Here is a 19,402-nt window from a genome sequence, read left to right as displayed (position 1 = left end):
CTTCCAGGGAACCCCATGAGCCACAAGAAAACCTTCCACCTGCCCGACCTCGGCGAAGGCCTGCCGGACGCGACCATCGTCGAGTGGTTCGTCAAGGAGGGCGACACGATCCGCCTGGACGACAACCTGGTGTCGATGGAGACCGCCAAGGCCGTCGTCGAAGTGCCCTCGCCCGTCTCGGGCAAGGTGCTCAAGCTCGCCGGCGACGCCGGCGATGTGATCGTCACCGGGCGGATGCTCGCCGAGTTCGAGGTCGATCCCTCGATGCCGCAACGCGCCGAAGGCCAGGACACCGGCCACCACCACGGCGGCGGCGACCACGACAGCGTCGGCAGCCCGGATCCGGCGCCGGACGACAAGGTCGTGGCCTCCGACGAGGGCGGCGCGATCAGCGACGCCGGTACGCCGGCCGCGAAGTCCGACGCCGAGCGCGCCGACAGCGGCACCGTCGTCGGCGCCATGCAGTCCTCCGACACCGTGCACAGCGAACGGGCCAGCAGCGTGGGCGGCGTCAAGGCGATGCCTGCGGTGCGGGCGATGGCCCGCAAGCTCAAGGTCGACTTGTCCCGGGTCAGGGCCACCGGCGCCGACGGCGTGGTCACGATGGCCGACGTCAAGCAGGCCGCGGCGGATTCATCGCGCCTGCTCCCGCCTGCCGAAGCGACGGGCGGCGGCGCGGCACATGGCGAAGCCCCATCCGCCCTGCGGGCACCTTCTTCCGGGGCGCAAAGGGAAGCGCAACAGCGCAGCACGCTTTCGCAGGCCGGGCGCCCGATGCGTACGCGCCCGCCGGGCGTCGTTGCCAGCGGCCAGCCCGAGCAGCTCAAGGGCGTGCGCCGGAACATGGCGCGGGTGATGGCCGACGCGCACAGCAAGGTCGTCCCGACCACGCTGTCGGACGACGCCGACATCCACGCCTGGACCGCCGGCAACGACATCACCGGCCGACTGGTGCGGGCGATCGTCGCGGCCTGCAGGGCGGTGCCGGCCCTGAACGCCTGGTTCGACGGCGACCAGCTCACCCGCACGCTCCACCCGCATGTCGACATCGGCATCGCCGTGGACACCGAGGATGGGCTGTTCGTGCCGGCGCTGCGCAACGCCGACGTGCTCGACGCGCGCGGCGTGCGCGAGGCGGTCAACCGCCTGCGCACCCAGGTTGAGGACCGCAGCATCCCGGCGTCGGAACTGACCGGCTACACGATCTCGCTGTCCAACTTCGGCATGTTCGCCGGCCGTTATGCCACCCCGGTCGTCGTGCCGCCCTGCGTGGCGATCATCGCCGCCGGTCGTGGCCGCCACCAGATGACGCCGGTGATGGGCGGCGTGGAAGCGCACAAGGTCATCCCGCTGTCGGTGACCTTCGACCACCGCGCCTGCACCGGCGGCGAGGCGGCGCGCTTCCTGCGCGCGATGATCGACGACCTCGCCCTGGCGGACTAAGGGCGGGAATCGGGAATCGGGAATCGGGAATCGGGAATCGGGAATCGGGAATCGGGAATCGGGAATCGGGAATCGGGAATCGGGAATCGGGAATCGGCGGAAGCATGCGACATGCTCCGCCGGCGGCCCTCGGGGTCGGCGCAACTGCCAGGGTGTTGTCAGCAGTCGCCGACGCATGACGCGCCCCATCGGCCGGTCCGGCGTAGGATCGGGCCAGGCCCCCACGGAGCAATGCCATGGCCCACCGCAGCCGACTGGCCGGATTCATCATCGATTGCCGCTCCGACGACCTCGACGCCGCGGCGGACTTCTGGAGCCAGGCATTGGGCGTGCGCATCGCCGACCGCGACGCGGGCGACGGCAGCGCCGAGTACCAGCAGTTCGGCGACACGCCGGGCGACCTCCACATCGAAGTGCAGAAGGTCGACCACGCCTCGCGCGTGCACCTGGACATCGAAGCCGACGACGTCGACGCCGAGGCGGCGCGGCTGGAAGCGCTGGGGGCGCGCAAGGTCGCCTACGTCAAGCGCTGGTGGGTGATGGAAGCGCCCACGGGCCATCGCTTCTGCATCGTGCGGATGAAGCATCCCGAGCGCGGCGCGCCACCCACCGAATGGGACTGAAGCGCGTCCCGCCCGGCCCCTAGCCCAGCAGCGGCGTGTCGTCGACGACGACGCAGTTGCGACCGCTCGACTTTGCCCGGTACAGCGCCTGGTCGGCGCGGTCGAAGACTTGCTCGGCCAGCGCCGTGCCCGGCTCGCCCCCGGCCACGCCGATCGACACGGTCAGCGAGAACGGCAGCGCCGCCTGCGTGACCCGCAGGCGCAGGCGCTCGGCGACCTCGGCGGCGTCGGCCAGCCGCGTGCTCGGCAGCACCACCAGGATTTCCTCGCCGCCGTAGCGCACCGCGACGTCGCCACCGCGGATGGAGCGCTCGACCGCATCGGCGACGGCCTGCAGCGCGCGGTCGCCCAGCAGGTGCCCATGGCGGTCGTTGACCTGCTTGAAGTGGTCCACGTCGATCAGCATCAGGCTGTACGGCTCGCGGGTCAGGCGCGCCATCGCCTCGGTGTTCTCGCGCAACTGGGCCAGGCCGACGCGGTTCATCAGGCCGGTCAGCTGGTCGTGGTGCGCACTGTGCTGGAGCTGCTCGTTGCGGCGCTGCAGGTCGGCCCGGGCCTCTTCCAGGCCCTGCGCGAAGGCCTCGCGCTCGGCCAGCAGGCGCCGTTGCTGGTGCGCGTAGCGACGCAGCTCAAGCAGGTGCTGGGTCTGCCGCGCCAGCACTTCCAGGCCCTCGCGCTGCTTGGCGTCGAGGTCGCGGGGCACCGTATCGACCACGCAAACCGTGCCCAGCGCATGGCCATCGGGACTGCGCAGCGGCATGCCGGCATAGAAACGCATCGGCTTGCCCTCCAGGCGGATGTCGATGTGCGCGAAGCGCGCGTCGGCCTGGGTGTCGCCCACCACCAGCAGTTGCCCGGGCGTGCGGATCGCGTAGTCGCAGACCGCGTGGCTGCGCGGCGTCTGTTCGACGTCCACGCCCAGGCGCGCCTTGAACCATTGCCGTTCGTGGTCGATCAGTGAAATCAGCGCGCCGGGGGTGGCGCAGATCGTCACCGCCAGGCGGACGATGTCGTCGTAGGCCTGTTCGGGCCGGGTGTCGAGGACGTGGTAGGCCTCCAGCGCGGCCTGCCGCCGCGCTTCGCGCACCGGGTCGAGGACATGGCCCGCCCGGAGCGTGTCCGGCCGGAAGGCGGTGGTCGGCGATCGATGGCGCAGGTTGACCATGGGCGAGGCAGGCGTCCGTTGAGTGCAGCGTATCCCCGGCACCGGCGACGCCCCGTGATGGACGCCTCAGACCCGGAGGTCGCTTCCATTCGTACGGGCCTGCCGTTCAGGCCGACGCCGTACGTTGCCACCATACCAGCAGGCCCTGCGCGTTGAGTTCGATGTCGACCCCGAGCACCTCCAGGACCTCCGCGGTGGGCAGTGCGACACCATGGGCCCGCAGGTGCCCCAGGTACAGCGTGCGCAGGGCCTCGACGAGGCGGGCATGGGCGTCGTCGCCCGCGGTCGCGGCGTGGCGGACGGCTTCGACCATCCCGTCGACCAGGACGAAGAGGCCGTCGGCGAGGCGTTCGGCCTCCTCGACCCGCCCGTAATGGGTGGGGTACATGGCCGTGGGCGAGGCGTCGAGCAGGCGGCGGATGGAGGCCTTCAGCGCTTCGGGCTCGAACTGCACCGGCGAGCTGGTGGGGATCGCGATCGCGCCCTGCGCCGTGTCGAACTCCCGGTAGGACAGGCCGAAGGTATCGCCGGTGAACCAGCTGCGGCTGCGCGCGTCCCACAGGCACAGGTGGTGGCGTGCATGGCCCGGCGTGTCGATGCAGCGCAAGGGACGGCCGGCCAGCGCGAATTCGTGGCCGTCGGGCGCCTCGACCACGCGCTCGGCGGCGACCGGCAGGATCGTGCCGTAGCTGCGCGCCATTTCGGCCTCGCCGTACACCGCGGTGGCGCCGGCGATGAGCCTGGAGGGATCGATCATGTGGGGCGCGCCGCGCGGATGCACCAGCAGCCTGGCGCGGGGAAGTTCGCGCATCAGCGCGCCCGCGCCACCGGCATGGTCGAGATGGACGTGGGTGAGCACCAGCCAGTCGACGTCGCCCGGCCCCAGGCCCTGTGCCGCAAGCGCTTCAAGCATGCGCGGCACGCTGTGGTTGGTGCCGCAATCGATGAACGCGGCCCGGCCCTCTTCGACCATCAGGTAGGCCGCGTCGAAGCGGGGCCGATGGAAGCCGGTGTCGATGGTGTAAATGCCGTGCTCGGCGCTCATGCGTCTCCTCGTGATGCCCGGGCGGCACGGGGAGGCCCCGCGCCCAGGGCCCGAGGATGCGTTGGATCGCCCCGGGCGATCAAGCCGCGGTCAATCTCCCGCGAGGCGACGCAGCCACGCCCGGCGCAGGAAGAAGGCCACCGTCATCACCGCCAGGAAGATGCCGTAGCCCAGCGCGGTGGCCAGCACCTGCGCCCACATCCGACCGTAACCCGGATCCGCGTTCGCATGCGCCCAGTGGATGCCCACGAGAAAGGCCACCACCGCAACGACCAGCGTCGCGGCATCGAACACCCAGCGCGCCGGGGGCCGCGGCTGGCGCGGGAACAGCCAGTACAGCACGCCGAGGATCAGGAACCACGGCAGGAACAGGATCAGGGCCAGGTTGAGTTGGACCGTCTCGCCCATCGCGCTCAGGCCTCCGCGGAGAACAGGCCGAGCGCCTGCACCAGTTCGTCGATCGCGACGCCCTCGCCCAGGTGGCCCACCAGGCGCTCATCCAGGAGGATGCCTGTCTGCGGATCGTGGAGCACGCGGTCGCCGGCACTTTGCCTGAGCGCCGCGACCAGCTGGCCGGCATCGCGTGGCGAGGCATGGCCCTCGCTCTGCAGCAGCACGCGGTCGCCATGGGCGAGCTTGAAGTAGAACCGGCCATCGCTTTCGCGGTACTGCTTGAACACCGGCGGGGCGGCCTTCGCGATCGCCTCGTCGCCAGCGTCCATGCGGGCGGACAGGTCGCGCAGGCCCACCGCCTCGCGCAGGCGCGCCAGCAGCGGCACCGCATACGTCGCGCGCAGGCGCGCGGCGCCCTCGCGCAGGACCTGTTCGATCCCGGCAGGGTCGGCAACCAGGGCCTCGTAGCGCTCGCGCAGCGGCGCGATCTCCTGGTCGATGCGCTCGAACAACTGCTGCTTGGCGTCGCCCCAGCCGATGCCGGCCTGGAACGCATCGCGCATGGCGGCGGTCTCGGCCCCGCTGGCGAAGGCCTGGTAGAGCTGGAACAGCGCCGAGCCCTCGGTGGCCTTGGGTTCGCCCGGCGGGGTGGAATCGGTGACGATCGAGAAGATCAGTTTCCGCAGCTGTTCGCGCGGCGCGAACAGCGGAATGGTGTTGTCGTAGCTCTTGCTCATCTTGCGGCCGTCCAGGCCCGGCAGGGTCGCCACGTTCTCCTCGATCGCGGCTTCCGGCAGGGCGAAGTGCTCGCCGTAGAGATGGTTGAAGCGCTGGCCGAAGTCGCGCGCCATCTCGATGTGCTGGATCTGGTCGCGTCCCACCGGCACCTTGTCGGCGTTGAAGATCAGGATGTCGGCCGCCATCAGCACCGGATACATGAAGAGGCCGGCGGTGATGCCGGCGTCGTCGTCCTCGCCCGCCTCGCGGTTCTTGTCGACCGCCGCCTTGTAGGCATGGGCGCGGTTGAGGATGCCCTTGCCGGCCACGCAGGTCAGCAGCCAGGTCAGCTCCTGCACCTCCGGCACGTCGCTCTGGCGGTAGAACCACACCGTGTCCGGATCCAGGCCGCAGGCCAGCCAGCTCGCCGCGATCTCGAGCGTGGAGCGCTGGACGCGGGCCGGGTCCTGGACCTTGATCAGGGCATGGTAGTCGGCGAGGAAGTAGAAGCTCTCCACGCCCTGGCCGCGGCTGGCGGCCACGGCGGGGCGGATCGCGCCGACGTAGTTGCCCAGGTGGGGCGTGCCCGAAGTGGTGATGCCGGTCAGGACACGTGTGGGGCGCGAGGGGGAGGAGGCTTGCATCGGACGGAGGCACCTGCGAAACGACGGTGCAGTTTACCGGAGCGCGGCGCCCGCCGCGTTGCCAACCCCGTTGCCGCCGGCCGCGCGTTGGATGCCGTACGCCCCGTCGGAGATCGACCATGCAACGCTCGCCCCTGCCCGCCCTCCAGGCCGCCGTCCTGGTGCTCGCCACCGCCCTGCTCGCCCATGCGCCCGCGCGCGCGGGGCACCGCGGCATCGCCCATCCCCCCGGCCATCCGGTACAGCTGTCGATCGTCGACGAGGATGCGGGCGACAGCGTCCTGCAGGCCTGGCCCGACGGCCGACGGCAGTGGGTCGCCGGCACGCCGGGGCATCGCTACGCGGTGCGCATGACCAATGCCTCCGACCGCCGCGTGCTGGTGGTCCTTTCGGTCGACGGCGTCAACGCGATCAGCGGCGAGACCGCGCATCCGTCGCAGACGGGTTACGTACTCGGGCCATGGCAGACCGTGCGCATCGACGGCTGGCGCAAGTCCATGTCGGACGTCGCACGCTTCGTGTTCACCGACCACGCCGATGCCTATGCCTCGCGCACCGGGCGTCCGGGCAATGTCGGCGTCATCGGCATCGCGGTGTTCGACGAGGCCAGGCCGCGCTTGGAAGCCAGGCCATTGATCGGCCGTGCCGACGGCAAGGCTTCGCGCGCAGAAGACGCACCGGCTGCACCGGTCGCGGACGCGGGCGCCCGTGCGTCGCGCGCAATCGCCGCCGAGGAAAGCGAGGTGCAGACCCTCGGGACGGGCCATGGCGAACGCGCGTGGTCGCCGGTGTCGCAGACCCATTTCGCCCGGGCGTCGTCTCGGCCCATGCAGGTCACCGAACTGCGCTACGACGCCCGGCACCGGCTGGTCGCGATGGGGATCATGCCGCGGCATCCGCACGCTCCGTCCGAGCCGCGTGCGTTCCCCTCCGGCTTCGTCGCGGACCCGCCCGGCTGGCGCTGAGCCGGGCATCGCAAAGGGGGCGCTGGGGCTCCCGGATGCCCGCCGCCCGCGCGAGGCAAGGACACACGGACAACGAAACGGGCCGGCACAAGGCCGGCCCGTCGTCTCGAGAACCATGGTCGCGACCTCAACGGGTCGCGCGACCCGGAATCAGTGCAGGCTCTTCTCGAAGTCGCTCACCTCGCGCTCGGCGCGCTCGCGCTCCCAGCCATACTGCTCCTGCAGCTTGCCCGCGAGGTATTCCGAGTTGCCTTCGGCGACATCGAATACGTCGTCGGTCAGGTCGCCCCATTTCGCCTGGGCCTGGCCTTTGATCTGCGTCCACTTGCCGGCAATGATGTCCTTGTTCATATGATGGTTCCTCTTTTTTTGTTTGCGTGGGGGAGCGGTCCTCGTCGTCGACCGCAGGGACAGCATCGCAATCCCGCCGTTCGGATCGAATCATGATTCGGTTACGCACCACTTGACCTCGGTGAATCCCCGGCAACGGTTCAGGCCCGGCTTCACCGGCTGCCGACACGCGTCATGCGCCATGTCCTGTGCGCCGTTTTCGCGGCGGGCCAAGGGTGAGAGCTGAGTCGAGCGACCTGGCCGAGAAGGCTGCCGTTTACCTCGTATTGCGGCCGCAGAACCGTAGGATGGGTAGAGCCGAAGGCGAAACCCATCGTCCCCGCCCGGAAGCGACATGATGGGTTTTGCTTCGCGCTACCCATCCTACGAGGCTACGCGGCGTGTGGTCGTTGCCGTTGCCGTTGCCGTTGGCGTTGATCTTGATCTTGATCTTCGCGACTTAGAGGCCGCCGAGCACCGCAGGCCGTGGCGGCCGGAGGACCCGTAGGATGGGTAGAGCCGAAGGCGAAACCCATCGTCCACGCACGGAGCCGACATGATGGGTCCTGGTTCGCGCTATCCATCCTGCGAAACCAAATGCGGAGTTCCGGCATTGGCTCGCCAGACGGGCACTGGCGCACCTGCGCGCCTGAAGACGCCCATGAAAAAGGCCGGGCAAGCCCGGCCTCTTCCATCGCCTCCGTCACCCCTGGGGGACAGACGTCAGCGGCATGCAGCGCTCGGTATCAGCACTTGCCGTCCTTGCAATCCTCGGCCTTCTCTTCGACCTTCTCGCCGACGTCCTGGACGTCCTTGCCGGCGCCCGCCATGGTGTTGCAGGCGCTCAGGAAGGTCATCGAATACATGGCCAGCAGCATCAGTGCAGTCAAACGTTTCATGTCGCGACTCCTCGTGGATAGTGTCTTGCCCGCATGCGACTGCATGCTTGGGCGCTATCCCACGACACCGGCCATCGCGGCGATGTGAAAACGCGCCGCCGCGGCGGCATTCGGTTCAGGTTCGCGCTGCGGGCGGTGCCGTCAGTCGCGCATCAGGGTGGACTTGCCGAACAGGCTTTCCACCAGGTCGACCGACAGCTCGCCGGTGACGTTGCGCGTGTCGATGACCGGGTTGAGCTCGACGATGTCCAGCGATGCCAGCCGCCCGCTGTCGGCGATCATTTCCATCACCAGCTGCGCCTCGCGGTAGTTGGGACCGCCGGGCACGGTGGTGCCGACACCGGGCGCGATGCTGGGATCGAGGAAGTCGACGTCGAAGCTGACGTGCAGGTGGGTATCCTCGTCCATGTCCGCCAGCGCGGCCTCCATGGTGCGCTTCATGCCGACCTCGTCGATGTAGCGCATGTCGTAGACCTCCAGCCCGTGTTCCTTGACCAGGCGCTTCTCGCCCTGGTCGACCGAGCGGATGCCGATCTGCCGCACCACGTCCGGGGTGATCGCCGGGCCGTCGCCGCCCAGGTGGGTCAGCTCGCGCGGGCCGATGCCGCACAGGCAGGCCACCGGCATGCCGTGGATGTTGCCCGAGGGCGTGACCTGACTGGTGTTGAAGTCGGCGTGCGCGTCGAGCCACAGCACGCGCAGCTTGCGCCCGTTCTCGCGGCAATGGCGGGCCACGCCGGTGATCGAGCCCAGGCCCAGGCAGTGGTCGCCGCCCAGCAGGATCGGCATGCGCCCGCCCTTCAGTTCGGCGTAGACGGCGTCCATGACCAGCCGGTTCCAGGCCACCACCTCGTTGATGTGGCGGTAGCCTTCGTGCGGCGGCTGCCAGGGGTTGCGCGGGCCGTCGAGGTTGCCGCGGTCGAGTACGTCGACGCCGCGCGCGACCAGGGCTTCGCCAAGGCCGGCGATGCGCAGGGCCTCAGGGCCCAGCCGCGCGCCCCGGTCTCCGGCGCCAACGTCGGTCGGGGCGCCAATGAGTGATACGGGGGGATAAACACGGCTCATGCGCGGCTCCTGTGCGAAGGGATGTCTCCAGGACTGGTGCCGGCTGTCAGAGTCGAACTGACGACCTACCGCTTACAAGGCGGTTGCTCTACCAACTGAGCTAAGCCGGCACGGCGGGACATTCTAACCGATGCGTCCGGCCAGCCCGAGGCGCGGGCCGGGCCGGGTCAGCGCCGGCTCAGGGCGCCGGCGCGCAGTCCAGCATGACGTGGCCGGGCGCCCCTGCGTCGGCCTGCGCGAGCTCCACGTCGAAGGCCGCGTTGGCTTCCACGTCCAGCCACACGCGCGCCGCGCCGCTGCCGATCGGCATCGCCCGCGCAGCGATGCCCTTCTCGGCGAGTTCGGCCACGCGGCGTTGCGCCGCCGTCTCGCTGCCGTAGCGTCCGAGCGCCAGGGAATTGGCCTCGATGCCGTCGCGGACGATGAAGTAATCGCTGAAGCCCGCCTCCGATACCCGGCCCGCGGCGGCCTCGACGGCCTCCACGCTGTCGAACGGCGGCAGGTAGACGCGCCAGCCGCGAGTGGGCCCTTCTTCCTGGCGGCGCGGCACCAGGCGCAGCACCCGGGGTTCGAGGACGTTGCGCGCCGCGACGACCTCGTCCTCGGCGAACGGACCGAAGCCGGCGCACTGGGCGACGCGGGTGTCGTCGGACGGCGACGCATCGACCGGGCCCGCATCGGCATCGGTCGGCGCGGCGGCCGCTTCGGTGGCCAGTTGCAGTCGGGCGACGCCCAGCGGCAATGCCGGCTCGGGCGCGGCCGGGGGCGGTGCGTGGAAGATCCACCAGGCGGAGACGCCCAGGTTCAGCACCACCAGGAAGACGATCAGGGAACGGATCAGCATGCGGGGATTCTAGGACACCGGCGGGCCGGGACGCTCGGCCTCGACCTCTGCCCAGCGCGCGAGCCCCTCCAGCACCAGGCCGGGCGCAGGCAGCGCGCCCGGCAGGCGCGCGACCAGGTCGTCCGCGCCGCCGCCATGCAGGTAAAGGCGCGGCGCTTCGCCCAGGCGTCGGCGGGCCTCGGCCAGGCTGTGCTCGACCAGGGCCAGCGCGGCGCCGTCGCAGCCCGAGGCGAGCGCGTCCTCGGTGTCGGTGGCGAATACCGCGTAAGCGCCTCCCTGCGGCGCCAGTTGCCGGGCACGGCCGTGCAGGGATTCGCGCATCAGCGTCGGCGACGGCGCGATGCGCCCGCCATGGTGGCGGCCATCGGCGTCGACGAGGTCCAGGGTGAGCGCCGTGCCGACCCCGCAGACCAGGGCAGCGCCGCCGCGCGCATGCGCCGCGAGCAGGGCGAGGAAGCGATCGACACCGAGCTTCTGCGGTCGCGCGTAGGCGATCGCGACGCCATCGAACACGGCCTGCGTGCGCGCACGCGAGATGCGACGGCAGCGCGCGGACAAGGCATCGAGCACGTCGACGGTCGTGTCCGCGGAGGCCACCGACGCCAGGTACGCGACCTCGATCCGCGCCGGCAGCGCGCGCGCCATCGCGGTGGCCAGGTCGACCTCCGCGCCGTGGTGATCCAGCGCCACCGCCTCGCCGACGCTGCCGTCCGCGTGCAGGGGCGCGCACTTGAGCCGGGTGTTGCCCAGGTCGAACAGCCAGCGCGTGGGCACGGCATTCATGCCGGCGACTCCAGGCGGCGCACGCTGACCTCGCCCGAGTGGACGTCGCAGCAGTCGCCGGAGTCGAGCCTGACCCGCAGTGCGCCGTCCGCAGCCAGCCCCAGGGCCGTGCCCTGCCGCTCCGCCAGGCCCTCGCCGTGCAGGCGGACCGCGCGCCCGGCGAGCACGTCCAGCGCCGCATGGCGATCCATGAAGGGCGCCAGGCCGCCGGCATCGAAGGCATCCAGCGCCGGCAACAGGTGCGACAGCAGGGTCGCCGCGACCCGGCTGCGGTCCACGCCGGGGCCGGCCAGGGCCTCCAGGTCGCACCAGGGCTGGTCGATCGCGGCCGCCTCGGCCGGGGGCATGCGCACGTTGAGGCCCAGGCCGATCACCGCGCGCACCGGGCCGGCATGTTCCCCGCCGCCTTCGACCAGCACGCCCCCCAGCTTGCGCAGGCCATCGGCCGCCTCGACGACGATGTCGTTGGGCCACTTCAGGCGCGCCGCGCCGATGCCCAGGGCATGCAGGGCCTCCACCGCGGCGATGCCGGCGACCAGGCTGAGCCCGCCCAGGCGGGCGAGGCCGCCTTCGAAGCCGCGCGCCACCGAGAGGTACAGGTGCGCGGCCAATGGCGAAGCCCAGTGCCGGCCACGACGACCGCGCCCCCCGGTCTGGCGTTCGGCCAGCAGCACCTCCACCCGGCCCGGCGGCAGCGGTGGGGTCCGTCGCAACAGGGCGCTGTTGGTGGAGTCCAGGCTCCATTCGACCTCGAGGCCATGCAGGCTGGCCGCAGCGGCGGGGTCCAGGGCCCGGAGGATGGTGGCGGGCGACAGCAGGTCCATCGGCCGCTCCAGGCGGTAGCCGCGTCCGGCCTGGGCCTGGATCGGCACGCCGGCATCGCGCAGGGCCTGGATGCGCTTCCACACCGCGGCCCGGCTCAGCCCGCCTTCGCGCGCCAACGCGTCGCCCGAGACCGGCCCGGCGATCAGGCGTTCCAGCAGTTCGCGTTCCTCGATCACGGCCCCGCCCACGTTCAACGACCCGCGCATTATGCGCGAGGCCCGGGCCGCTGCTGACGAGCGGTCCGGGCGCGGTGTGAAAACCTGATGAAAACCTGATATGGTCGGGAAAGGACTGGGACTCCGCCCAGCCCTTGCAGCAAGGACCTGTCATGTTCCGGATCTGCCTTTGCCTGGTGATCGCCCTCGTGGCCGCGCCCGTCGTGGCGCGCGAGGTCAAGCTCAGCAGCCCGAACGGTGGAGGCTGTTCGGATTCGGCCCCTTCCGTGACCGAGTCCAAGCAGGCCACCGCCCAGCCGCGCGCATCGCGCAGCAAGCCGGCCCCGAACGAAACCCGCGCCAAGCCCAGCGTGCATGGCGATGCGGCCCCCAGTGGCCGCCTGCAGTCGCCGCGCTGGCACAGCTTCCTGCCCGGCATGGTGCGCTGAACCGGCGCTTCGGGTTTGTTCGGATGGCTTGGACGACTGGGCGCCCGCCCCGAGCCCCTGGCGGCGCATGAGTGGCAGGCCGTGCGGGGGGCCGTGCCCTGGATCGACGCTCTCGACGACGTCCGCTCGCAACGCCTGGCCGCCCTGACCGCCCGCTTCCTGCACGAGAAGACCGTGACCCCGGTCGACGGCCTGGCTCTGGATGCCGGCCAGCGTGCGCAACTGGCGGCGATGTGCTGCCTGCCCTTGCTCGAATTCGGCGAAGAAGGCCTGCACGGCTGGGCGCAGCTGATCGTCTATCCGGAGGCCTTCCGCGTCCGCCGCCACCACGTCGACGTCGCCGGCGTGGTCCACGAAGGCGACGACACCCTGATCGGGGAATCCTGGGACGCAGGCCCGCTGATCCTCTCCTGGGGCGACGTCCGCTCGGATTGCGAAACCCCGCGCGAAGGCTTCTGCGTGGCGGTCCATGAAATGGCCCACAAGCTCGATGCGCTCGACGGCGAGATGGACGGCACCCCGCCCTTGCCGCGCCCGTGGCAGCGCGAATGGGCGCGCGACTTCCAGGCCGCGTTCGACGCCTTCAACGAGAAGCTCGATGCGAGCGGCGAAGACGACCCGTCCGACATCGACCCTTACGCCGCCGAATCCCCGGAAGAGTTCTTCGCCGTGGCCAGCGAATACCATTTCAGCGACCCCGCGCGCCTGGCCCGCACGATGCCCGCCGTCGCCGCCCATCTCACCCGCTTCTACGGCCCCTCCCCGTTTGCTTGAGAGCGGGAATGGGGAATGGGGAATGGGGAATGGTGAAACGATAGACCCGTAGGATGGGTAGAGCCGAAGGCGAAACCCATCGGTCGTAGCTCAAATCCCAAGCGACGGTTTCGGCTTCGCGCGACCCTTCCCATGTAGCGGGCGCACGGCCCGGGTGCGAATGAAGCACCGCCGATCCGCGATCCCATCCCGAATCACGAATCACCCATCCGCCACCACGCCCAAAGCTGGATCCCAGCGTTCGCTGGGATGACGGGCATGGGGGCCACGCCGCCGTAGCCGCGCAACAAGCAAAGCGCATTGCACCAAGCCGGCGCAGGTTACCTCCGCCGCGCGATTGACCACACGATGGGTTTTGCTTCGCGCTACCCATCCTACGAAGCCGATGCACGGACCGGGTTCGAAGGCAGCACCGCCGAATCACGAATCACGAATTACGAATAACCAATCACACCCAACCCTACAATCCCGGCGGGAAGCGGACCTCGAACGAGGCGCCGCCCAGCTCCTGCGAGCGCCCGACCTCGAGCGAACCGCGATAGCTGCGCACCACGTCCTGCACGGTGGCCAGGCCGATGCCGTGGCCCTGCACGCGTTCGTCGCCGCGCACGCCCCGCTGCAGCAGCGTGGCCACTTTCTCCTCCGGGATGCCGGGACCATCGTCCTCGACGCACAGCATCAGGCCGGGCCGGCGGTTCGGCGCGCCCTCGCTCGGGCGGATGGTCAGCAGCACGCGCGATCGTGCCCACTTGAACGCGTTCTCCAGCAGGTTGCCCAGCACCTCCTGCAGGTCGCCCGGCTCGCCGTGGAACGCGATGCCGGGGTCGATCTCGAACTCGCACAGCACGCCCTTGCCGGCATATATCTTCTCCAGGCTGCGCACGATCTGGTCCGCGTAGGGTTCGATCTCCACCGGCGCGGCGAACAGCGCATGGCCCGAGCGGGCGGCGCGCCCCAACTGGTAGGACACCAGGTCGGTCATCCGCCGCACCTGCGTGTCGACCTCCTCGCGCAGCTCCTCCACCGGCACGTCGTCGCCACTGCGCGCGCGCAGCACCGCGAGCGGCGTCTTCAGGCTGTGGGCGAGGTCGGCCATGGTGTTGCGCTGGCGCTCCAGGTTCTCGCGCTCGCTTTCGATGAAGGCGTTGATGCTTTCGGTCAGCGGCTCGAGCTCGCGCGGGTGGCGACCGCTCATGCGCGAGAGCAGGCCGCGCTGCACGCGCTTGAGCTCGTCGATCACGCGCCGCATCGGGCGCAGGCTCCAGCGCAGGATCAGGCCCTGCAGCAGCAGCAGGATCAGGCCGGCGCCGCCGAGGTACCGCCACAGCGCTTCGCGGAACACCGCGACCTGGCGGCTGAGCTGGGTCGTGTTCTCGAGGATGTAGATCGTGTACGGCAGGCCGTCCTCGCTCTCGCCGGTGTCGTGGACGACGCCGTAGCCGTAGCGGTAGGCCTCGCCCTGGCTGCCGTCGAGTTCGGTGATCGACAGCGGCCCTTCGAAGCGCTCCTGGCCGGGTTCGAGCATGGTGCCCGGCGGCAGCTCCGGGCCGACGGCGGACACCGAATCCCAGTGTTGCGAGTTGGCCATGACGATCTCGGCGTACAGGCCGCTGCCTGGCCGGTCGAAGCGGGGATCGACCGCGTCGTAGGGCGGCATGTACTCGCCGTTGCGGGCGAATTCGCCCTGCCCGGTGTAGGCCAGCGCGTAGCTCTTCAGGCGCTGGTGCAGGTTGCTTTCCGCGGTCTCGATGAAGGCGCGGTCGAGCGCGTAGCCCGCCAGCGCGAGGAAGGCCAGCAGGCCCAGGCTGGCCGCCAGCAACTGTCGTGCCTGCAGGGAACGGGGCTGGCCCCAGCTCATGGGCGCATCGCGACGGGGCCGCGGGTGGTGGATGACATCGCCAATCCTTGCATGACTTTGGCTCGACCGCACGGATCGCGCCGGCGGCCTTCGCGGGGCCGGACACGACGCCGCCCCGCCATGGGGACGGGGCGGCGGGGGCGCGCGATGCGTTCCGCGCGGCGTGGGCCGCGCGGATTACTCGCCGCTGCGCGGGATCGCGAAGCGGTAGCCGCGACCGCGCACGGTCTCGATCGGCTTGAGGCTGCCTTCCGGATCGAGCTTCTTGCGCAGGCGACCGATGAAGACCTCGAGCACGTTCGAATCGCGGTCGAAATCCTGCTGGTAGATGTGCTCGGTGAGGTCGGCCTTCGAGACCAGCTCGCCGGCGTGCATCATCAGGTACTCGAGCACTTTGTACTCGTAGCTGGTCAGGTCGACGTTCTGGCCCTCGACGCTCACCGTCTGCGCGGCGAGGTCGAGCATGACCGGACCGCACTCCAGGGTCGGCTTGCTCCAGCCGGCGGCGCGGCGCACCAGCGCGTTGATGCGCGCCAGCAGCTCCTCGACGTGGAAGGGCTTGACCAGGTAGTCGTCGGCGCCCTGCTTCAGGCCCTCGACCTTGTCCTGCCAGCTCGAGCGCGCGGTGAGGATCAGCACCGGGAACTTCTTGCCTTCCTCGCGCAGGGCCTTGATCAGCTCCATGCCCGACATCTTGGGCAGGCCGAGGTCGATGATGCCGAGGTCGAACGGGACCTCGCGGCCCATGTACAGGCCTTCTTCACCATCCTGCGCGGCGTCGACCGCGTAGCCTTCGCGCTTGAGGCGCGCGGCCAGGGTCTCGCGCAAGGGGGCTTCGTCTTCTACAAGCAAAATTCGCATGGGAACTCCATTCGGGGGAACTCCGTGGAGGGAAGGCCGCGCTGTTCAGGCGCCGCCGATACGTACACCTTGGAGCTTCAGTCGTCGTCGCCGCGTGTACGGCGGTCGCGCTGCGGGACCGGCTGCCCGCGCATCGGACGCGCGGAGGTCGGGTCGTCCATGTAGACGCGGACGCGACCACGGGAATCGACCACCTTGATGCGGTTGACGTTGCGTCCGTCGAAGGGGACGCGCTCGGCGCTCAGCACCTGTCCACCGGTACGCCGCTCGACCCGGCGCACGGCTTCGCTGAGGGCGCGCTGGTCGCTGCCGCGGGCATGCGCGCGCGCGGGCGGCTGCGGCGCCTGGTGCTGCGGGTTGCGCGGGGCCTGCGCCCGGCCGTCGCTCGCGCCCTGCGCGGAGGCGCCGCCCATCACCGCCAGGGAAGCGGCAAGCAGGCTGAGCGCGGCGATGCGGGACGTGAAGGCGGGGGTGGAAAAGTTGGTCATGCGACTCCGGGACGTGCCTCGCAGGCCACCGCTGGGACGGCGGAGGGGGAATGGGCTGCGGGCGTTGGGCTGCAGGGGCATTCTCTGAATCAGGCGGTGAATCCGGTCTGAACTTTTCCGGGGGTGGGCGGGGCCCATTCAGCCACGCATTCAGGTTCTTGGCAAGTGCTGGCCCGGTTTCAGTGTGAAAGACAAGTGATTGAGGACACTCAGAAAATTTCGCCGACGCAGCAGCGCAGCGAGCCCCCGGCCGCCTCGATGGCGTCCAGCGGCACCTCGCGCACGGCGAAGCCCGCCCGCCCCAGGGCGGCCCGGTGCAGTGGGTCCAGGGCACGCCCGGCGCGGGCGCTCATCCAGACCGTGTCGGCGTCCAGGGCCATGCAGTTGGCGACGAAACCCCGGCGCTCGGCGGCCGACAGGCGGATCGCGTGCGGCGCGTACAGGTCCGCGATGGCCGCGGCCACCGCCGGCGAGGCAAAGCCGTCCTCGCACAGCAGCACGCAGCGCCCGGCCAGCACGCTCATCACCACGTTGGCGTGGTACTCGCCCGGCGCGAGATCGAACACCAGGGTCGCGCGCAGGTCGAAGGCCTCGTGCATCAGGCGGGCGCCGTCCTCGTCGCAGCGCTCGGACAGGCCGCAGTAGCCCAGTCCCCGCGCCCGGTCGATGACCAGCGATCCGGTCAGCTCGCAGGGATGCGGCTGCCCGGACAGGTCGATCGTGCGCACGCCCAGGACCTCGCCGAAGAAGCGGCGGATGTCATCGCGCGCGGTCTCGCATTGCCGTACCGGGTGCCGCATGCGGCCGACCAGCAGGCGGCCCGGCGCGCTGGCGAAGGCATTGTTGGGGAAGACCGCGTCGGGCGTGTCCGGGTCGCCGGGAAAGCACAGGACCGGGCAGGACGCTGCCAGCGCGGCATGCAGGGCGCGGTGCTGGGCCAGCGCGCGCTCGGCTTCGAAGCTCGACCCCTCGGCCATGTAGGCATTGTCCAGCGCCGACTGCTCGGCCCGCCGGAAGCCCTCCGGCGCGACCAGGAAGGCCGCGCGCGCGGTCGCCGGTCCGAAGTCCGGCCCGCAGCGGCGGGCCTGCGCGAGGAAGGCCCCGGGATCGCGGGTGATCACGCGTCCTGCGCGACGGGCTGGGCGAAGGACTCGGTGATCGCGATCGCCTCCTCGACCAGCGCCCACCCCGCCCCGGGCTTGTGCGCGCCCTCGCTGAGGACCTGGCGGAACGCACGGCCGCCGCGTTCGTTGGCGAACAGGCCCAGCAGGTGGCGGCTGATGTGCTTGAGGAAGACCCCGCGCGCCAGTTGCGCCTCCACGTAGGGGCGCATCGCCCGCAGCAGCTCCGCGCGCGGCTGAAGCTGACCGCCGAACCAGGCCACGTCGAGCCGGTGCAGCAGGTAGGGCGTGTGGTAGGCGGCGCGACCGAGCATGGCGCCATCGGCGTGCGCCAGGTGCGCGGTGGCCTCCTCCGCGTCGGCGATGCCGCCGTTCACGACAACCTGCAGGTCGGGCCGCTCGCGCTTGAGCCGGTACGCCCAGTCGTAGCGCAGGGGCGGCACTTCGCGGTTCTCCTTCGGGCTCAGGCCCTGCAGCCAGGCATTGCGCGCGTGCACGATGAACATACCGCAGCCCGCCTCGGCGACGGTGTCGACGAAGGCGCGGAAGCGGTCGTAATCGTGGTCGTCGTCGACCCCCAGGCGGCACTTCACCGTCACCGGCACCGGCCGCGCCGCAGTGGCGCTGGCAGCCACCATCGCCGCCACCGAATCGGCGACCAGGCCCGGCTCGCGCATCAGGCAGGCACCGAAGCGCCCCGCCTGCACCCGGTCGGACGGGCAGCCGCAGTTGAGGTTGATCTCGTCATAGCCCCAGTCCGCGCCAATACGCGCCGCCTGGGCCAGCAACGCCGGCTCGCTGCCGCCCAGCTGCAGCGCCACCGGATGCTCCACCGGATCCATCCCCAGCAAGCGCTCGCGATCGCCGTGGATCACCGCATTGGCATGGACCATCTCGCTATACAAACGCGCATGCGGCGCCAGCAGCCGATGGAACACCCGGCAATGCGAATCCGTCCAATCCATCATCGGCGCGACGGACAGGCGCAGGGCGGCCGGATCGATTGGCGGCGCGACAGGGGCGGGGGATGCAAGGCTCATGGACGGCACGATGGGCTGGCGGTGGCCCTGAGGCCGCATTGTCGCCCCTTGGCGGCGGGAGGTCTAACCCGTCCAATAAACACCTAATAGACGCGTCTCGCCCATGGTCATGCATTGCAGGCCGGCCGACCGGGCTGGCTCCTTACGAGGGGCCGGCTGCAAGACCCGACGCTTGATTGTGTCAACAATGGCCGATCCAGCTCACGATCCATCCTGACCCAAGTATTCCCTCCACATCGCCGGAACCCTGAAAATGGCGCAATAGGCGGCGAGCGCAATTGTGAGCATCAGCCCTCCACCGACCACCCCAAGCCCAAGCCTGTATCTTGCAGCGAAGCAGATCAGCGCCGTCCCACGGGCGGTCACCTTTGGGCAGGTGATCGGCGCCATTAAAACAAAGTAGACAAAGCCGGCGATCATCGTGACGGATACAAGGCTCGCCCCAACCACCCGGGCAAGATCCATACGAACGAAGCCATACTGCTCGAACTGTGCTCGTGTCTGCGGGTGCCTGTATAGCCATAGCAACAGCGCTGGCATCAACATCCACATGACTAGAAAGTAGAGGCCGACATGGTCGAGCCGGCCCGGAACTTCGATCAATATCATGGCAAACGGAACATCGGATGCCTCGATCCCAAGTGCCGTGTCCAGCCCGCTACCCTCAGGAAGGACGAATGCCAGAAGAACGCCCACGACCCAGTAGGCGCCGCATGCGCGCTCGAACATCTTTCCGCGTGGCTCACTTTCGAGCGTCTTGCTCATTTTCTGCTTGTTTCGCACTCGATCGACGTCCCCCCGCCTTCAGTAGCAAGGCGGTTTAGAGTCCGGGATCAATCGTAGCGGATGCCAGCTGGCTGGCGTAGTCGCTCGGGGTCAGTCCGCCGAGCACCTTCTTGGGTCGCTCCTCGTTGT

General features: G+C 70.0%; 21 protein-coding genes and 1 tRNA gene. 5 read left to right on the top strand and 17 right to left on the bottom strand.

Annotated elements, in window-relative coordinates; all coding sequences use genetic code 11:
* Positions 1-15: 15 nt before the first annotated feature.
* Together H4F98_RS00110 and H4F98_RS00105 are read left to right on the top strand one after the other, a co-directional pair.
* Complete coding sequence (locus tag H4F98_RS00110; protein ID WP_182684647.1) at positions 16-1,443, top strand: dihydrolipoamide acetyltransferase family protein; 1,428 nt, start codon at positions 16-18, stop codon at positions 1,441-1,443.
* Positions 1,444-1,679: 236 nt separating this feature from the next.
* Positions 1,680-2,066 carry a VOC family protein gene (locus tag H4F98_RS00105; protein ID WP_182684646.1) on the top strand — a complete coding sequence of 129 codons (387 nt, stop codon included), beginning with the start codon at positions 1,680-1,682 and terminating at the stop codon, positions 2,064-2,066.
* 19 nt (positions 2,067-2,085) lie between these two features.
* Here H4F98_RS00105 and H4F98_RS00100 read toward each other — a convergent pair whose 3' ends face one another.
* From H4F98_RS00100 to H4F98_RS00085, 4 genes are all read right to left on the bottom strand, one after another.
* A complete protein-coding gene (locus H4F98_RS00100) occupies positions 2,086-3,231 on the bottom strand; it encodes a sensor domain-containing diguanylate cyclase (protein ID WP_182684645.1) in 1,146 nt (381 codons plus the stop codon).
* A 106-nt stretch (positions 3,232-3,337) separates the two neighbouring features.
* Entirely contained in the window at positions 3,338-4,276 is a 939-nt protein-coding gene (locus tag H4F98_RS00095; protein ID WP_182684644.1) for an MBL fold metallo-hydrolase, read from the bottom strand.
* Between the two features lie 90 nt (positions 4,277-4,366).
* Entirely contained in the window at positions 4,367-4,684 is a 318-nt protein-coding gene (locus H4F98_RS00090; protein ID WP_182684643.1) for a hypothetical protein, read from the bottom strand.
* A 5-nt stretch (positions 4,685-4,689) separates the two neighbouring features.
* On the bottom strand, positions 4,690-6,030 hold the full coding sequence (locus tag H4F98_RS00085; RefSeq protein WP_182684642.1) for a tryptophan--tRNA ligase: 1,341 nt from the start codon (positions 6,028-6,030) through the stop codon (positions 4,690-4,692).
* A 119-nt stretch (positions 6,031-6,149) separates the two neighbouring features.
* Between H4F98_RS00085 and H4F98_RS00080 the strand changes: the two genes are divergently transcribed.
* Entirely contained in the window at positions 6,150-6,995 is an 846-nt protein-coding gene (locus tag H4F98_RS00080; RefSeq protein WP_182684641.1) for a hypothetical protein, read from the top strand.
* A gap of 150 nt (positions 6,996-7,145) precedes the next feature.
* Here H4F98_RS00080 and H4F98_RS00075 read toward each other — a convergent pair whose 3' ends face one another.
* The 7 genes from H4F98_RS00075 to birA all read right to left on the bottom strand — a co-directional run bounded on the left by H4F98_RS00075 (position 7,146) and on the right by birA (position 11,914).
* Positions 7,146-7,346, bottom strand: coding sequence for a CsbD family protein (locus H4F98_RS00075; protein ID WP_182684640.1), 201 nt, complete (start codon positions 7,344-7,346; stop codon positions 7,146-7,148).
* Positions 7,347-8,071: 725 nt separating this feature from the next.
* A complete protein-coding gene (locus H4F98_RS00070) occupies positions 8,072-8,224 on the bottom strand; it encodes an entericidin A/B family lipoprotein (RefSeq protein ID WP_182684639.1) in 153 nt (50 codons plus the stop codon).
* Positions 8,225-8,365: 141 nt separating this feature from the next.
* On the bottom strand, positions 8,366-9,289 hold the full coding sequence (gene rocF / locus H4F98_RS00065; protein ID WP_182684638.1) for an arginase: 924 nt from the start codon (positions 9,287-9,289) through the stop codon (positions 8,366-8,368).
* Between the two features lie 34 nt (positions 9,290-9,323).
* Positions 9,324-9,399, bottom strand: a tRNA-Thr gene (locus H4F98_RS00060).
* A gap of 68 nt (positions 9,400-9,467) precedes the next feature.
* Positions 9,468-10,133, bottom strand: a complete 666-nt coding sequence (locus H4F98_RS00055; RefSeq protein WP_182684637.1) for an SPOR domain-containing protein — start codon at positions 10,131-10,133, stop codon at positions 9,468-9,470.
* A gap of 9 nt (positions 10,134-10,142) precedes the next feature.
* On the bottom strand, positions 10,143-10,916 hold the full coding sequence (locus H4F98_RS00050; protein WP_182684636.1) for a type III pantothenate kinase: 774 nt from the start codon (positions 10,914-10,916) through the stop codon (positions 10,143-10,145).
* Complete coding sequence (gene birA / locus H4F98_RS00045; protein ID WP_182684882.1) at positions 10,913-11,914, bottom strand: bifunctional biotin--[acetyl-CoA-carboxylase] ligase/biotin operon repressor BirA; 1,002 nt, start codon at positions 11,912-11,914, stop codon at positions 10,913-10,915. The genes H4F98_RS00050 and birA overlap by 4 nt, the downstream gene beginning before the upstream one ends.
* A 155-nt stretch (positions 11,915-12,069) precedes the next feature.
* Between birA and H4F98_RS00040 the strand changes: the two genes are divergently transcribed.
* Both H4F98_RS00040 and H4F98_RS00035 read left to right on the top strand, forming a co-directional pair.
* Complete coding sequence (locus H4F98_RS00040; protein WP_182684635.1) at positions 12,070-12,345, top strand: hypothetical protein; 276 nt, start codon at positions 12,070-12,072, stop codon at positions 12,343-12,345.
* A 93-nt stretch (positions 12,346-12,438) separates the two neighbouring features.
* Positions 12,439-13,119, top strand: coding sequence for a M90 family metallopeptidase (locus H4F98_RS00035; RefSeq protein ID WP_425487554.1), 681 nt, complete (start codon positions 12,439-12,441; stop codon positions 13,117-13,119).
* 460 nt (positions 13,120-13,579) lie between these two features.
* Here H4F98_RS00035 and H4F98_RS00030 read toward each other — a convergent pair whose 3' ends face one another.
* The 6 genes from H4F98_RS00030 to H4F98_RS00005 all read right to left on the bottom strand — a co-directional run bounded on the left by H4F98_RS00030 (position 13,580) and on the right by H4F98_RS00005 (position 19,252).
* Positions 13,580-14,977 (bottom strand): ATP-binding protein, encoded by a 1,398-nt coding sequence (locus H4F98_RS00030; protein WP_182684634.1) that lies wholly within the window; start codon positions 14,975-14,977, stop codon positions 13,580-13,582.
* Positions 14,978-15,154: 177 nt separating this feature from the next.
* The gene (locus H4F98_RS00025) at positions 15,155-15,838 is read right to left on the bottom strand and encodes a response regulator transcription factor (RefSeq protein ID WP_141519612.1); all 684 of its coding nucleotides are present in this window, start codon (positions 15,836-15,838) and stop codon (positions 15,155-15,157) included.
* Positions 15,839-15,915: 77 nt separating this feature from the next.
* Positions 15,916-16,326, bottom strand: coding sequence for a PepSY domain-containing protein (locus H4F98_RS16960; RefSeq protein WP_220479045.1), 411 nt, complete (start codon positions 16,324-16,326; stop codon positions 15,916-15,918).
* A gap of 209 nt (positions 16,327-16,535) precedes the next feature.
* On the bottom strand, positions 16,536-17,447 hold the full coding sequence (locus tag H4F98_RS00015; RefSeq protein ID WP_343064695.1) for an arginine deiminase-related protein: 912 nt from the start codon (positions 17,445-17,447) through the stop codon (positions 16,536-16,538).
* Positions 17,444-18,487, bottom strand: a complete 1,044-nt coding sequence (gene dusA / locus H4F98_RS00010) for a tRNA dihydrouridine(20/20a) synthase DusA (RefSeq protein WP_182684633.1) — start codon at positions 18,485-18,487, stop codon at positions 17,444-17,446. The genes H4F98_RS00015 and dusA overlap by 4 nt, the downstream gene beginning before the upstream one ends.
* A gap of 201 nt (positions 18,488-18,688) precedes the next feature.
* Complete coding sequence (locus tag H4F98_RS00005; protein ID WP_182684632.1) at positions 18,689-19,252, bottom strand: hypothetical protein; 564 nt, start codon at positions 19,250-19,252, stop codon at positions 18,689-18,691.
* Positions 19,253-19,402: the final 150 nt, after the last annotated feature.

Origin of the sequence: Marilutibacter spongiae, assembly GCF_014145325.1 — a bacterium.
Classification (GTDB): Bacteria; Pseudomonadota; Gammaproteobacteria; order Xanthomonadales; family Xanthomonadaceae; genus Marilutibacter; species Marilutibacter spongiae.
This window is presented reverse-complemented; position numbering and strand designations above follow the sequence as displayed.

What these genes read in the sequence shown, in the direction of transcription:
- H4F98_RS00110 (WP_182684647.1), top strand. Translation starts at nt 16, where the DNA reads ATGAGCCACAAGAAAACCTTCCACCTGCCCGACCTCGGCGAAGGCCTG.
- H4F98_RS00105 (WP_182684646.1), top strand. Translation starts at nt 1,680, where the DNA reads ATGGCCCACCGCAGCCGACTGGCCGGATTCATCATCGATTGCCGCTCC.
- H4F98_RS00100 (WP_182684645.1), bottom strand. Translation starts at nt 3,231, where the DNA reads ATGGTCAACCTGCGCCATCGATCGCCGACCACCGCCTTCCGGCCGGAC.
- H4F98_RS00095 (WP_182684644.1), bottom strand. Translation starts at nt 4,276, where the DNA reads ATGAGCGCCGAGCACGGCATTTACACCATCGACACCGGCTTCCATCGG.
- H4F98_RS00090 (WP_182684643.1), bottom strand. Translation starts at nt 4,684, where the DNA reads ATGGGCGAGACGGTCCAACTCAACCTGGCCCTGATCCTGTTCCTGCCG.
- H4F98_RS00085 (WP_182684642.1), bottom strand. Translation starts at nt 6,030, where the DNA reads ATGCAAGCCTCCTCCCCCTCGCGCCCCACACGTGTCCTGACCGGCATC.
- H4F98_RS00080 (WP_182684641.1), top strand. Translation starts at nt 6,150, where the DNA reads ATGCAACGCTCGCCCCTGCCCGCCCTCCAGGCCGCCGTCCTGGTGCTC.
- H4F98_RS00075 (WP_182684640.1), bottom strand. Translation starts at nt 7,346, where the DNA reads ATGAACAAGGACATCATTGCCGGCAAGTGGACGCAGATCAAAGGCCAG.
- H4F98_RS00070 (WP_182684639.1), bottom strand. Translation starts at nt 8,224, where the DNA reads ATGAAACGTTTGACTGCACTGATGCTGCTGGCCATGTATTCGATGACC.
- rocF (WP_182684638.1), bottom strand. Translation starts at nt 9,289, where the DNA reads ATGAGCCGTGTTTATCCCCCCGTATCACTCATTGGCGCCCCGACCGAC.
- H4F98_RS00055 (WP_182684637.1), bottom strand. Translation starts at nt 10,133, where the DNA reads ATGCTGATCCGTTCCCTGATCGTCTTCCTGGTGGTGCTGAACCTGGGC.
- H4F98_RS00050 (WP_182684636.1), bottom strand. Translation starts at nt 10,916, where the DNA reads ATGAATGCCGTGCCCACGCGCTGGCTGTTCGACCTGGGCAACACCCGG.
- H4F98_RS00040 (WP_182684635.1), top strand. Translation starts at nt 12,070, where the DNA reads ATGTTCCGGATCTGCCTTTGCCTGGTGATCGCCCTCGTGGCCGCGCCC.
- H4F98_RS00030 (WP_182684634.1), bottom strand. Translation starts at nt 14,977, where the DNA reads ATGAGCTGGGGCCAGCCCCGTTCCCTGCAGGCACGACAGTTGCTGGCG.
- H4F98_RS00025 (WP_141519612.1), bottom strand. Translation starts at nt 15,838, where the DNA reads ATGCGAATTTTGCTTGTAGAAGACGAAGCCCCCTTGCGCGAGACCCTG.
- H4F98_RS16960 (WP_220479045.1), bottom strand. Translation starts at nt 16,326, where the DNA reads ATGACCAACTTTTCCACCCCCGCCTTCACGTCCCGCATCGCCGCGCTC.
- dusA (WP_182684633.1), bottom strand. Translation starts at nt 18,487, where the DNA reads ATGAGCCTTGCATCCCCCGCCCCTGTCGCGCCGCCAATCGATCCGGCC.
- H4F98_RS00005 (WP_182684632.1), bottom strand. Translation starts at nt 19,252, where the DNA reads ATGAGCAAGACGCTCGAAAGTGAGCCACGCGGAAAGATGTTCGAGCGC.